We start from the raw sequence: 13634 nt of genomic DNA on the forward strand, positions 1-13634 counted from the left end.
TTCCCAAAAAGCCAATAAGAGCTAGGTGCGAGACGAGCCCTCTTTTTGAATAGTTTTACCGAATGAAAGAAGCTGTTCGGAAAGAAGAGATCGGCAGTACAGCTCCAAAAAAGAGTCCGGGACAAAAGTCCTAGCCTCTCAATTGTATTTGGATTATCGAGCAAGACGCAGTGGTTGAGTGGACTCTATTACGCTGATTACATCAGCTTTTATAGCCCTACTCAACTGTGCGGAGGTGGGACGACGAAATCGAATTCTAACGAATTACCGATTTCTGTCCCACTCTCATTTTACACGGTAAAAAACGTCTGGGTGCTCTGAGATGCCTTGGGCAATAATGAAGCGATCTCGACTGCTATCAGTCGGATCCTGCCCGCTAACAGTCTCTCCAGCTGGCAGCTTTTTCCCTGCTGGAATAATAGACAGGGCAGCACCTGTAAGATTATGCCAACGAATATTTGTGCGATAAATTCCATTTTCATCCAGACCAGCGTAAACCAGCTCCAACTTGGCAACATCTGATACCAGTCCCTTGGCATCAAATGTATAAGTGACGCCATTGGCATCCTGCCAAGTACCAGCCATGCTAGAAAAGTCCCCAGAAGCAACGGCCTGCATATCTAAACTAGAGGTAGCGGCAGGTTCTTTATTTCCCTTGCTTTCTGACTTAGCAGAAGACTCCTTAGTTGCTGGCTCCGAAGGCTCCTGACTGCTAGAGATAGAAGTGTCTGAACTAGTTGTTTCAGTAGACAGCTCTGTCGAACTTTTGCTCGTCTCAGACTTTTTGGAAGAGGCTGAGCTGGTCGAGGTCGAGCTAACTTTGGAACTACTAGAAGGCGAAGTCGGCTGGTCTTTCTTTTGACCGCAGGCCACTAACATAGATGATGCTACCAGAGTTCCAGCCAAGAGAATCATCCATTTTTTCATCTTTAGCACCTCGCAATATTTTTCTATTCTTGTAACATTATTGTAACATAAATACAGCTTTTTAGAAAGCAAAAACCAGCTCGAAAGCTGGTTTATCTTATTGAATTTTTTTCAACATATTGTCGATATGCTGGATGGATTTTTCACGGCCTAATAGATAGATGGTATCTGGCAATTCTGGACCGTGCATTTCACCTGAAACAGCGATACGAATTGGCATGAAGAGATTCTTGCCCTTGATACCTGTTTCTTTTTGGACTGCTTTGATTTGTGGGAAGATGTTTTCTGTCACAAATTCTTCATCTGTCATTGCTTCCAGTTTTGCTTTGAAAGCTTCCAACACCACAGGAACAGTTTCACCAGCCATCACTTCTTTCTCAGCTTCCGTCAACTCTGGGAAGTCTGAGAAGAAGAGGTCTGTCAATGGCACAATCTCATCTACTGACTTCATTTGTGGTTTGTAGAGTTCTACCATTTTTTCAGCCTTGTCGGTCAAGCGTCCTGCTTCCTCCAAGAATGGTTTTGCCATTTCAAAGATTGTCTCAAAATCCGCATTCTTGATGTACTCATTGCTCATCCAGTCCATTTTTTTCTGGTCAAAGGCCGCTGGAGATTTGCTGAGGCGATTTTCATCAAAGAGTTTGATGAGTTCTTCACGAGAGAAGATTTCGTCTTCCCCACCAGGATTCCAACCGAGAAGAGCGATAAAGTTAAAGACTGCTTCTGGCAGGTAGCCTTTCTTGCGGTAATCCTCGATAAACTGGAGAGTGTTAGTGTCGCGTTTAGACAACTTTTTACCCGTTTCAGAGTTGATAATCAGGGTCATGTGACCGAACTCTGGCGCTTCCCAACCAAGCGCTTCATAAACCATAAGCTGTTTTGGAGTGTTGGCAATGTGGTCGTCTCCACGAATAACATGGGAAATTTGCATGTCGTGATCATCGATGACAACGGCAAAGTTGTAAGTTGGGTAACCATCTTTCTTTTGGATCACCCAGTCACCACCAATATTGCCACCTTCAAACTCGATGTCGCCCTTGACCATGTCCGTCCACTTGTAGATACCAGCTTCATTGACAGCCAGACGAACCGTTGGAATGATGCCTGCTGCTTCGCGTTCTGCGATGTAAGCTGCTTTTTCATCTTCGCTCATGCCAAGGTATTCGTTGATGTAGCGAGGTGTTTCACCAGCCGCTTCTTGGCGCTCGCGCTCAGCAGCCAATTCTTCTTCTGTAACGTAAGATTTGTAAGCCTTGCCTTTAGCTAGTAGTTGGTCGATGTATTTCTGATACAATTCCAAACGCTCTGATTGGCGGTAGTTTTCATGAGTTTCTGGACTTTCATCCCAGTCCATACCCAACCAACGAAGGTTTTCAAGCTGTGAACGCTCCCCATCTTCGACATGGCGTTTGCGGTCTGTATCTTCAATACGGATGATAAAAGTTCCACCATGATGGCGTGCGTAAAGGTAGTTAAAGAGCGCCGTACGCGCATTTCCGATGTGTAAAAGTCCTGTTGGACTTGGTGCATAACGCACTCGAATATCTTTTGTCAATTTTCGATCTCCTATTTGGGAATAGCAGGAGTGTCTTGCCCCTGCTTTCGTATTCAAACGTTATTATTATATCACATTCTCGACCCAGAATCTGCTGAATCGTATGATTTTTTAAGACAGTCTTTCTTCGAGGACAAAATCAATCGGCAGCCAAGCTAAAACCTTCTCCAATTGCTTTTCCCAGTAGTACCATTCGTGCTTACCAGGACTGTGGCTGTAGCTAATATCCAGTCCTAGTTTTTTCAAATTTTCCACGGCATGGTTATTGGCCGCATAGAGGAAATCCTCCTCGCCGCACCAAGCCCAAAACTTGGTTTTTCCATCCGACTGCTTGGCCAAAGTTTCCAGCGAATAAGGGCTGCTGGTCCAGTCCTCCAAATCACCAAAAATACCACGCCAGTATGCCGGCTTGGCTAGGTCAGTATCATCTGGATGCTGATTGTGAAAGCTGAGTGCCCCAGACAAACTAGCTGCATAAGAAAAACGATTAGTCTTAAGCGCCAGCATAAAAGATCCATAGCCACCCATGGACAAGCCAGCAATAAAGTTTTTCTCCCGCTTATCAGACATATTGGGGAAAAAGCGTTTGAGCACCCGTGGCAGCTCCTCAGCGATAGCTTCATAGTAAGGATAGCCATACTGGGTATCGGTGTACCAGCCATTGTTGGTATTTGGCATCACAACAATCAAGTTAGTAGAGCGAACCAGACGTTCGATATTTGAGCGCTTGAGCCAGCTATTGTGATTACCGTTCATACCATGAAGCAGATACAAGACAGGAATATCCGGATCATCTGGTTCGTCCACGCGCGACGCATCTGGATAAAGGACATTGACTCCCCACTCCATCTCCAAGGCTTCTGAATAATATTCTATCTGCATCACTGCCATCTTTTTTCTCCTCTTGTAAAAACTACTGTTCTTAGCTAGGCGTCACCGCTAGCCACTCTCTGAAATCAAATCCTGTTCTGCGACCGCCAAAAGATAAGAAAAAGCCGATATTCGACTTTCTCTCTGCAAAATACTGGGAAAGCTGTTCCCACGAATAATCTAGCGAACTTCCATGACAACCGGAAGAATAGCCGGCCGGCGTTTGGTTTGCTCGAAGAGGAACTTGGCCAAACTATCACGGACGGTTCCCTTAAGCTCACCCCAGTCAAAGTTATCCTGAGCCAGATAGTCTTCCACTGTCTTATTGATCAAGTCAGTGCTCTCCCGCAAGATATCACGGCTCTTCTTAACATAGACAAATCCACGAGTATGAACCTTGGCTTTGGAAATGATTTTCTTTTCCTTGCGATTGACTGTAAGTGCCACGATAAAGATACCGTCTTCAGAGAGAACCTTACGATCACGCAGGACGATATTGCCCACATCACCGATGGCATTTCCATCAATCATGACATCGCCTGCTGACACTGCTCCAGCTGGCACAAAGTCGCCATTTTCGTAGGACATGACGCTACCACGCTTCGGTATCAAGATATTTTCTGGTAAAATCCCGACTTCCATGGCTGCCTTAGCATGGGCATCCAGCCCACGGTATTCTCCCTGAATCGGGAAGAGGTACTTGGGTTGCAATAAGTTGAGCATGAGCTGCAAGTCACGCGCATTGGCATGGCCAGATACACGCAAGTTTTGAGTAATCAGCTTAACCACGCCACCAGCTTGGTAAATCATATTTTCCACACGCGCTACGACTGCTTCCTTGGCAATAGATGGCGTTGTAACGATATAAACCAAGTCCCCGTCTTTAATTTCTACATAGCGGTGACGACCAATGGACATCTTGCGTAGACCATTAATAGGCTCGCCCATCCGACCCGTCTCCAAGATAATCAGCTCATGGTCCTCAAACTTAGACATTTCCTTAGGCTTGATCAAAAGGCGTTCATCCGCCAAGGATAATTTTTTGAGGCGGATAGCTGTACGGACGATATTTTCAATATCAAAGCCTGTCAAAACGACGCGACGACCTGTTTCTGCCGCAGCTTCAAAAACCTGCTGAATCCGAGACAGGTTGCTGGCAACCGCTGCTACGATGACACGCCCATCCCAATCAGAAATCGTGTCCGTAATCTCACGACCAACCTCGCTCTCACTAGCCACTTGCACAGTGCTATCAGCGTTGGCTGAATCACTCAAGAGAGCTAGAACGCCCTCACGGCCAATCTCAGCCAAACGGCCGAAATCTGTCGCATAAGATTCGCTGGCAGATTGGTCAAACTTGAAATCTCCCGTATAAACAATATTGCCTTCACGCGTCTTGACAACGATTCCCAGGCTCTCTGGGATCGAGTGGGTCGTCCGAAAGAAAGAGACAACTGTTTCGCCAAACTCAATCTCGGTATTTTCATCGATAACATGAAAATCATTGAACTTCTTAACAGCGTCATTGCTTTTGACAAAGAGCTTAGCTAGCTCAATCGTCAACTCCGAACCGAAAACCGGTACCTTGGCTTCTGTCAAAAGATAAGGCAGTGCACCGATGGCATCCGCATGACCGTGGGTCAGAAAGACACCTGCAATTCGGTCTTTGTTTTCAAACAAATAATCCATGTTGGGAATGACGACATCTACTCCCAGCTGCTCATTTTCTGGGTATTTGAGCCCAGCATCCAATACAAAAATGGAATCATCCACTTCGGCGACGTAGAGGTTTTTCCCATTCTCGCGCACGCCGCCCAAAGTAATCAGCTTAATAGTGCTTTTACTCATTTTTACTCCTATTCGATTTTAGAATCTCATTTATCAAAGATTCCTTGATTTTATTACTAACGGTCCTTGGCAAGCCAAGTCGAATTACAGTTTTGCAAACAAAGTTTGCACATCTTAGTCATTATAGCATTTTTTCACGCTTTTTTCAAAATAAAGGAAACTCATAGAGCAAGCTAGAAATCTAAGAATAGGTATTTGATACAGCAAGTCTCTGGCCACTTCTTCCTGATTAAAAGTGTAGCTGCGCTCTAGTCAATCTCTTCTCTAGCTCCACTATAACAAAAAAAGAAGACGCTAGCAACGCCTCCTTTTCGACTTCCTAAAAAGCCACTCTTTCTTCTATAATTTGTGGAAGACTAAAAATCCTGAATCCTTGCAAATCGCTTTACTGATATTTCAGAATTCCAAATTCCTTTGAGTGCCTTTAACATCTCCTAGCATGATAATCTTGACAAACCTTAGTCAAAGACAATCAAGGACTTAATAGTCTTCCGCTCATCCATATCTTTATAGGCTTGGTCAATCTCTTCCAGTTTATAGCTGGAAGTAAAGACGCGGCCTGGATTGATGTCGCCATCAAGGACGGCTTTCAGTAAGAGTTGCTTGTCATAGGTAGTGACAGAGGCCGCACCACCTGCCACTGTGATGTTTTGAGCAAAGGTGGAACCAATCGGATGCTTTTCGCAATGAGGAACACCAACAAAACCTAATCGGCCACCATTATGAAGGACACCAAGGGCTTGGTCGACAGCCGCTTCTGTTCCGACACATTCAAGCGCAGCGTCAGCTCCGCCACCGAGGAGTTCGCGCACCTTGGCAATGCCTTCTTCACCACGCTCTGCAACAACAGCTGTCGCTCCTGATTCAAGCGCCATCTTTTGTCGGTCTTCGTGGCGACTCATGAGGATGATTTGGGAAGCTCCCCGCATCTTAGCCGCGATAACAGCACATTGTCCAACAGCGCCATCCCCGATGACAACTACCTTGTCGCCCGGTTTAACATCTGCCACACGCGCCGCATGGTAGCCTGTTGGCATAACATCAGCCAGCGCCAAGAAGGACTTAAGCATCCCCTCTGAATAATCGGACGGCTGACCCGGAATCTTCACCAAAGCCCAGTTGGCATACTCGAAGCGCATATATTCCGCTTGTACCCCATCTGACCAGTTATTGCCAATATGCCGGTCACAAGTCCCATCATATCCTGCTCGGCAAGCGTCGCAGTCCCCGCATCCATGGGTAAATGGAGCAATGACAAAATCGCCTGCTTTCACAGTCGTTACTGCATCACCGACTTCCTCGACAATCCCGATCGCCTCGTGACCACTGTTCATGCGCCCAGGCTTCACCTGCTCATTTCGATAACTCCACAGGTCAGAGCCACAGACACAGGTACGAACAATGCGGATAATGGCATCATCTGGGTCTAGAATTTGCGGATAATCCATTTCTACTAGTCCAACTTGACCAGCCTTGAGATAAACTGCTGATTTCATTGCATTTCTCCTTGTGTTTTGCTAACTGTATTATATCACTTTTCAGATAGACAGACTAAGAAAAGCCAAAAGAGCTGTGAGGAAATCTTCTTCTCCAGCAAGCGCTAAATCCCTACCTCATCGCTTTTTAAAAGCTGCTTTCTTAGTCCTCACTAAGTGAAACTGGACTCCTCCAACAACTGCCTGAATCCATCAAAATGACCTCTAGCTTGACTCGGCTAGAGGTCTGACTTACCTTGCTGATATGGGAGCAATCAGTTTATCCTATTCGGAACTGACTAACAATTGATTGTTGATTATTTCATTTATTAAATTTTTAATTCCTTTAAGCGCTAATGATTTTCTTTTATCTTAGCATTAGAAATATTAATCACAAAGCAACTATCGGTTAACATCTCGAAGTCTGAAAACCATCTAAAAAGCTTCTACTTTCTATCCCACTGTCATAATCAGATAGGCTAAGCAGGCCTACCCAACGATTTAACCAATAGTCCAGTAAAGCAACGACTTATAAGTTACAAATAAATATATCAGCAAAGCAAAGCAAAGCAAAGCAAAGCAAAGCAAAGCAAAGCAAAGCAAATCGAATCGAATCGAATCGAATGCGAAATTTAGTTTTTCCTTTCCCTATCTTTACTTATATTATACTCCTTCTAGCAAAAGATTGCAAGCGTTTACACCGTGTAGATTGAAAATATTTTAACTAAAAAGAATGAATATAAAAGTAAAAGAGACCCTAAAAGAGGTCTCCTTTAAACTGTAAATGATTTCTAGCCCCTACTATATATTAGCTTAGGCTTATTTATCATCGTCTTTATGAAGTATGTTTTTTACACCTTCAATAGCGCCTTCAACTGCATCTTTTGCATCTTCAGCAACTTCTTTGACTTTAGAAACAACTTTTTCAGCTGCTCCTTCTTTTTCAAGTTTTTCGTCACCGATTACTTTCCCAACACCTTCTTTGACAGCGCCTTTAGCTTGGTTGAATTTTTCTTCTGTTGACATAACTATGTCCTCCTTTATTTCTTTTTGTTTTTAATTAATGTACGCGAGCTTTTTCACTTGATGAAGCAGCATCTTTAACAGCTTCTACACCTTCACCAACTTTTTCTTGAACGGCTGAAAAACCTCCGCTAAGACCAGATTTTGCTTTTTCGAATTGCTCTGAAGCGAATTCGCCTGTTGATTCAGCAACATCTGTTACTCGATCTTGAAGGCTAACTGAGTCAGCTTCATGTTGTTCTTTGGTCTTAATATCAACAACATTGACATTAACTTCAACAACTTCCAAATCAGTCATCTTAGAAACTTCCGCCACAACAACATCTTTAATTTCCTTGTACAAGGCAGGAACATTCTTTTGATATTCCACTACTACGTTCAAGTCAACAGCCACTTGTTCTTTACCAACTTCAACATTAACACCATTCGTTACGTTATCAGTGTTAATCAATTTATCTGCTAAGTTAGAGAAGAAGCCACCATCAACAGCTAGCAAACCTGAAACTTTCTCTAAAGAGAGACCAATGATTTTTTTAATGACCTTATCTTCGTAAGTCAATTCACCTTTTACTTCATGAGTTGCTTGCGCAACTTCCTTTTTAGCAACATCTTTGAAATCTTTATTTGTATTTGACATAAGAAACTCCTTATTATTTATTTAATATATTTTTTTGTTGTATATAATATCCGATTCCTGCTCCTATGGCAGCGCAAATCAAGACAAATAGCGTCTTAAAGAAGCCAAAGGATAGGATAAAGCAGGCTAGAACACCGCCCGCTAATCCAGATAGGATTAGATATTGATATTTTTTAAACCATTCCATTTTGGTACTTCCTTACTTTACACGACTAGTATTTTTTTCAGCCTGCGATTTTGGTTTGAAATCTGATACAGATATTTGAAGCTTGACATCATGATTGAGACCGAAGAATTCTGTTAATCCAGTAGCAATTTCATCCTGAATCAACTGACTTCTCTTGATGATATTTTCTGAAGGAACAATCGCTCCTTTAACAGAAACCATACATTTATTTTTCCGACTATTTACGGAAACTGTAGGATCTTTGATAAAATCATGGTCTGTCACCAGACTACGAACAAATCCTTCAATCGCTGAATTTTTCAGCATCAGTTTTCCATCCGCATCAGCTAACTGAATTTCCAAACGTCTCTTAGGATAAAAAATTATCACTAACATCAGCAACAATATTAAGCTTGCTAAAACCAGTGTTCCCCAGAAAACATATCTAGATAGATAATATCCTACAAACGGAATCTTTTTCCAAGTGAATAACTGGAGGTCTAAACCGCTAACTTTATGAAAATCTAGCAAAACAGGAATCAAAATAGTCAAGATTAAAATACAGAAAATAAGGGAAAGTATTTTTCTTGATTTTGACATATTGAATCCTTTCATAATTCAAATAAAATTGTATATAATTGTATATAAAAAGAATTCTTATGCCTTTTTACCTACAAAAAACGATACAACTGCAACTACAATAACCGCACCAATGATAGAAGGAATCAAAGCCATGCCAGCCAAACTAGGCCCTCAAGTTCCTAAAAGAGACTGACCAACAGCTGAACCAACTAAACCTGCAACAACGTTGGCGACAATTCCCATAGAACCGCCTTTTTTTGTTATTGATCCAGCAACCAGACCAATAAGCCCACCGATAATAATTGACCACAACATAGTGATGCTTCTTTCTAAATCAAAATTATTTAATATTATTTTTGATTAATATAATTATATAATTTTTCTTAAAAAAAGTATAATCATTCAACTTGGAATTGTTCCCAAATTTATGTATTATGGGTACTGAAAAATAATAGAACGCTTTCATTGTTTATTTAAAAGCGTATCGCGTTTTTTCTTTTTTTTTAAATACTATTGAATAAGTATAATCACTCATAACATGATATAATTGTCTAATAAAAAACAATATATAAACCATATATATGAAAGAAAAAATATTATGAGAGAATTATTGTCTAAAAAAAGCCTCAGGCAATTAGAATTGTTAGAATTACTCTTTAAAACTAAACGTCGGTTTTATATTTCTGAACTAGCCGAACGATTGAACTGCTCAGAACGGTTGGTAAAAGATGACCTATCTTATGTCAAGTCCTCTTTTCCTGACCTGATCTTTCACTCTTCTAATAGTGGTATTCGTATCATGAATACGGATGACAGTGATATTGAGATGGTCTATCATTATTTTTTCAAGCACTCAAGTCATTTTTCCATTTTAGAGTTCATATTCTTTAACGAAGGGTGTCAAGCTGAGGATATTTATAACGAGTTCTATATCAGTTCTTCCTCGCTCTATCGTATCATCAGTCATATCAATAAAACGATAAAAAAACAATATGATTTTAAAGTTAGTCTGACCCCTGTTCGAATCGTTGGGAATGAGATTGATATCCGTTACTTTTTTGCACAATATTTTTCGGAAAAATATTATTTCCTGGAATGGCCCTTTACAGATTTTCCCAAAGAGCCTTTGTGTCAGTTATTAGAGATTGTTTATAAAGAGACTAGCTTCCCTATGAATGTATCCACTCATAGGATGTTAAAGTTGCTGCTCGTTACAAATCTCTATAGAATACAGTTTGGACATTTCTTGGAAGTTGAGAATGATTCTTTCAATGAACAATTGATGGAATCTTTTATGCAGGCTGAAGGGGTAGACGAAGTGGTAGATAGATTTGCTACAGATTACGGTATTTCTTTGACTAAAGAAGTAATCGGTCAATTATTTGTTTCCTACTTCCAAAAAATGTTTTTCATTGATGAAACACTATTTATGGACTACGTAAAGTCTGATAGGTATGTGGAAAAGTCCTATCATTTATTAAGTGATTTCATTGACCAGATATCATCCGCATACAATTTTAAAATAGATAACAAGGACCATCTGATTTGGCATCTACATAATACTGCACAACTGCATCGGCGGGAATTATCAACAGAGTATATTCTGTTTGATCAAAAGGGCAATACAATCCGAAACTTTCAAAATATTTTCCCTCAATTTGTTTCAGAAGTAAAAGAGGGAATCTTAAATTATCTTGAAACCTTGGGTATCCATAGTAACCAAATGCATGTCAATCATTTATCCTATACCTTTATAACTCACAGTAAGCATTTGGTTTTGAATCTGTTGCAAAATCAACCTAAATTAAAGGTGCTAGTGATGAGTAGTTTTGATCAACATCATGCAAAATCCATAGCAGAAACCCTTTCATATTATTGTAGCAACAATTTTGAACTGGAAGTTTGGAACGAATTAGAATTATCAATTGATTCTTTAAAAGAATCACCTTACGATATCATCATTTCTAATTTTATTATCCCACCGATTGAAAACAAGAGGCTGATTTATTCCAACAACGTTAATACGGTTGAGTTAATATCCTTACTTAACGCCATGATGTTTATTGGAATAGATGAGTGAGCAAGATTTTCATAAGATAAAAAACCGCGATCTAGCGGTTTTTATTGATTTATTTGAGAAAATGTTAAAAAAAGATACAGTCCTGTGGAAAACAGAACTATATCCGTTTAATAACTATTCACTGCTTATTTCCTTTGTCAGCCTTACAAAAAACTAGTCAACTTTACTCAAACAAGCTATAATAGTCCGCTATGGTCATCTTGGCTTTTTCTTCTTGCTTGAGATCTTGGATGATTTGCCCTTCCTTCATGACAATCAGACGGTTGCCGTATTTGAGGGCATCCTCCATTTGGTGGGTAATCATCAGGGCCGTCAGCTGGTCTCTGCGGACAAAGTCGTCAGTTAGCTCCATAAGAGCCACACTGGTCTTGGGATCCAGCGCTGCTGTATGCTCGTCCAAGAGAAGTAGCTCTGGGCGTTTAAGCGTCGCCATGAGCAGACTCAAAGCCTGTCTCTGACCACCAGAGAGAAACTCAATCGGCGTATCCAGATGTTTTTCCAGACCATTGCCTATCTTATCAATCGTCTCCTGAAACTCCTGCCGATAGCTATTCAGCCGACGAGGGACTAGACCGCGCGATTCACCACGAAACTTGGCAATCAGCAGGTTTTCCGCCACTGTCATCCGAGGAGCCGTTCCCATCTTGGGATCTTGGAAGACACGCGACAGATATTTGGCTCTCTTTTCAGGTGAAAAGTTGGTCACATTTTCGCCTAGTATATAAATGCTTCCACTGCTCAGAGAGAGCGTCCCGGCAATCACATTAAAAAGAGTTGACTTCCCTGCTCCATTGCCACCCAAAATCGTGATAAAATCATGCTCATGAATCTCCAGCGACACATCGTTTAGGATGACCTTTTCTTCATCAAAGCCGTTATTGACCCGCTTGCTGGCATTTTTTAATTCTACAATCGCTGTCATTTGCTTAACTTAGCTCCTTTAAAGAATGTATTTTTCAAGGTTGGAATCATGAGGCAGATCGCCAAGATAACCGCACTATAAAGACGGAGATAGCTCGTGTTAAAGCCAAGAGCGATGACGCCCCAAATCAGAAATTGATAGGCAATGGCGCCAACTACAATGGTAATCAGGCGTTCCGCCAAGGTCAGGCTCTTAAAGAGAACTTCCCCGATAATCAGACTAGCCAAACCGACGACGATAACCCCAATCCCGCGAGACACATCAGCATAGCCTTCCTGTTGGGCAATTAGAGCACCAGACAAGGCAATAACGCCATTAGACAAGATCATGCCCATCAATTCCATGCGGCCAGTATTGATACCGAAACTACGCGCCATATCAGGATTGTCCCCAGTTGCGATGTAGGCCTGCCCTAGCTTGGTATCTAGGAAAAAGAGTAGAGCGACAACGACCAGACTGACAAAAATCAAGCCTGTTAGGAGATTGTTAATTTCTCCAGAGAAGGGTAAAAAGTCCTGAATCTGCCGAGTTCCCAGCAGACCTAGATTAGCCCGCCCCATAATCATGAGCATGATGGAATGGCAAGAAGTCATGACCAAAATTCCTGACAGCAGGGTCGGAATCTTGCCCTTGGTATAGAGAAGGCCTGTCGCCAAACCTGCCAGACAGCCCGCCAACACCGCAGCTGCCGTTGCCAAGAAAGGGTTCACCCCCTTGGTAATCAAGGTGACGGCTACCGCCCCACCTAGAGGAAAGGAACCTTCCGTCGTCATATCTGGAAAATTCAAAATCCGAAAAGTCATGAAAATCCCCAGACCCAAAATGGCCCAGACCAGACCTTGTGAAATAATGGAAAGAATCATCTTATTGTCCTAACTAAATTAAAATCGTATTCTATTTTAACACAAAAAAGCAGCCAATTTCAATGCCGAAATACTGACAGATAAATTGGCTTTCCTAGCTAATTACTGGACGACGGTCATTCGCCCTGTAGCAACGTCATATACTGCTCCCGAGATTTCTACATCATCTGGGATTAGGGGTGATTGGCGGAGAAGCTCCACGTCTTCCCGCACACTTTCCTCCACATCTGTAAAAGGAAGGAAATCCTGACCGCTAACATTAACGCCCAGCTCTTGATTGAGAAAAGCAGTAAATTCTTCATTTTTGAAAGTCTGTGCGCCACAATCCGTATGGTGCAAAACTACGATTTCCCGCGTGCCCAGCTGCTGCTGTGAAATAACCAGCGAGCGAATCATGTCCTCTGTGACTCGACCACCAGCATTGCGCAAGATATGAGCATCTCCCAGCGCCAGACCCAGAGCCTGTGCCACGTGGAGCCTAGAGTCCATGCAGGTCACGATTGCCACCTTAGTCTTGGGCCTAATCGGCAAATGGGAGGTCCCATGTAGGTCCACATAGGCTTGGTTGGCCTTCATAAAATTTTCAAAATAGGACATTCTTTCCCCTTACTAGAATTCGTTTGATATTCAAATCATTTCCTACCATCTTATCATCTTTTAGGTATTTTGTCAGTTTTTAACCCCCT

The 13634-nt window shown here is 41.9% G+C and carries 13 protein-coding genes and 1 pseudogene; 1 reads left to right on the forward strand and 13 read right to left on the reverse strand.

Annotated features, from left to right (window positions below; translation table 11 throughout):
• Nucleotides 1-285: 285 nt before the first annotated feature.
• The 10 genes and pseudogenes from D8797_RS01630 to D8797_RS01675 all read right to left on the reverse strand — a co-directional run bounded on the left by D8797_RS01630 (nt 286) and on the right by D8797_RS01675 (nt 9398).
• Nucleotides 286-927 (reverse strand): DUF6287 domain-containing protein, encoded by a 642-nt coding sequence (locus D8797_RS01630; RefSeq protein WP_125379000.1) that lies wholly within the window; start codon nt 925-927, stop codon nt 286-288.
• 97 nt (nt 928-1024) lie between these two features.
• On the reverse strand, nt 1025-2482 hold the full coding sequence (gene gltX / locus D8797_RS01635; protein ID WP_125379001.1) for a glutamate--tRNA ligase: 1458 nt from the start codon (nt 2480-2482) through the stop codon (nt 1025-1027).
• 111 nt (nt 2483-2593) lie between these two features.
• On the reverse strand, nt 2594-3373 hold the full coding sequence (locus D8797_RS01640) for an alpha/beta hydrolase (RefSeq protein WP_125379002.1): 780 nt from the start codon (nt 3371-3373) through the stop codon (nt 2594-2596).
• A gap of 159 nt (nt 3374-3532) precedes the next feature.
• Entirely contained in the window at nt 3533-5200 is a 1668-nt protein-coding gene (locus D8797_RS01645; RefSeq protein ID WP_005592096.1) for a ribonuclease J, read from the reverse strand.
• Nucleotides 5201-5658: 458 nt separating this feature from the next.
• Nucleotides 5659-6696, reverse strand: coding sequence for a zinc-binding dehydrogenase (locus D8797_RS01650; RefSeq protein WP_125379003.1), 1038 nt, complete (start codon nt 6694-6696; stop codon nt 5659-5661).
• Between the two features lie 798 nt (nt 6697-7494).
• Entirely contained in the window at nt 7495-7701 is a 207-nt protein-coding gene (locus D8797_RS01655; RefSeq protein ID WP_125379004.1) for a CsbD family protein, read from the reverse strand.
• 34 nt (nt 7702-7735) lie between these two features.
• On the reverse strand, nt 7736-8335 hold the full coding sequence (locus D8797_RS01660; protein ID WP_125379005.1) for an Asp23/Gls24 family envelope stress response protein: 600 nt from the start codon (nt 8333-8335) through the stop codon (nt 7736-7738).
• 13 nt (nt 8336-8348) lie between these two features.
• Nucleotides 8349-8522 carry a DUF2273 domain-containing protein gene (locus D8797_RS01665; RefSeq protein ID WP_005591614.1) on the reverse strand — a complete coding sequence of 58 codons (174 nt, stop codon included), beginning with the start codon at nt 8520-8522 and terminating at the stop codon, nt 8349-8351.
• Nucleotides 8523-8534: 12 nt separating this feature from the next.
• Complete coding sequence (gene amaP, locus D8797_RS01670; protein WP_125379006.1) at nt 8535-9101, reverse strand: alkaline shock response membrane anchor protein AmaP; 567 nt, start codon at nt 9099-9101, stop codon at nt 8535-8537.
• A gap of 57 nt (nt 9102-9158) precedes the next feature.
• Nucleotides 9159-9398, reverse strand: a pseudogene (locus tag D8797_RS01675) (GlsB/YeaQ/YmgE family stress response membrane protein).
• 283 nt (nt 9399-9681) lie between these two features.
• Between D8797_RS01675 and D8797_RS01680 the strand changes: the two are divergent.
• The gene (locus D8797_RS01680) at nt 9682-11163 is read left to right on the forward strand and encodes an AcpB/EbpR/MafR family transcriptional regulator (RefSeq protein ID WP_125379007.1); all 1482 of its coding nucleotides are present in this window, start codon (nt 9682-9684) and stop codon (nt 11161-11163) included.
• Between the two features lie 163 nt (nt 11164-11326).
• Here D8797_RS01680 and D8797_RS01685 read toward each other — a convergent pair whose 3' ends face one another.
• From D8797_RS01685 to D8797_RS01695, 3 genes are all read right to left on the reverse strand, one after another.
• Nucleotides 11327-12085 (reverse strand): ABC transporter ATP-binding protein, encoded by a 759-nt coding sequence (locus D8797_RS01685; protein ID WP_125379008.1) that lies wholly within the window; start codon nt 12083-12085, stop codon nt 11327-11329.
• Nucleotides 12082-12948, reverse strand: coding sequence for an ABC transporter permease (locus D8797_RS01690; RefSeq protein ID WP_125379009.1), 867 nt, complete (start codon nt 12946-12948; stop codon nt 12082-12084). Before D8797_RS01690 ends, D8797_RS01685 begins: the two co-directional genes overlap by 4 nt.
• A gap of 102 nt (nt 12949-13050) precedes the next feature.
• Nucleotides 13051-13545 carry a beta-class carbonic anhydrase gene (locus tag D8797_RS01695; RefSeq protein ID WP_125379010.1) on the reverse strand — a complete coding sequence of 165 codons (495 nt, stop codon included), beginning with the start codon at nt 13543-13545 and terminating at the stop codon, nt 13051-13053.
• Nucleotides 13546-13634 lie beyond the last annotated feature (89 nt).

Source organism: Streptococcus cristatus (assembly GCF_003944225.1).
Classification (GTDB): Bacteria; Bacillota; Bacilli; order Lactobacillales; family Streptococcaceae; genus Streptococcus; species Streptococcus cristatus_K.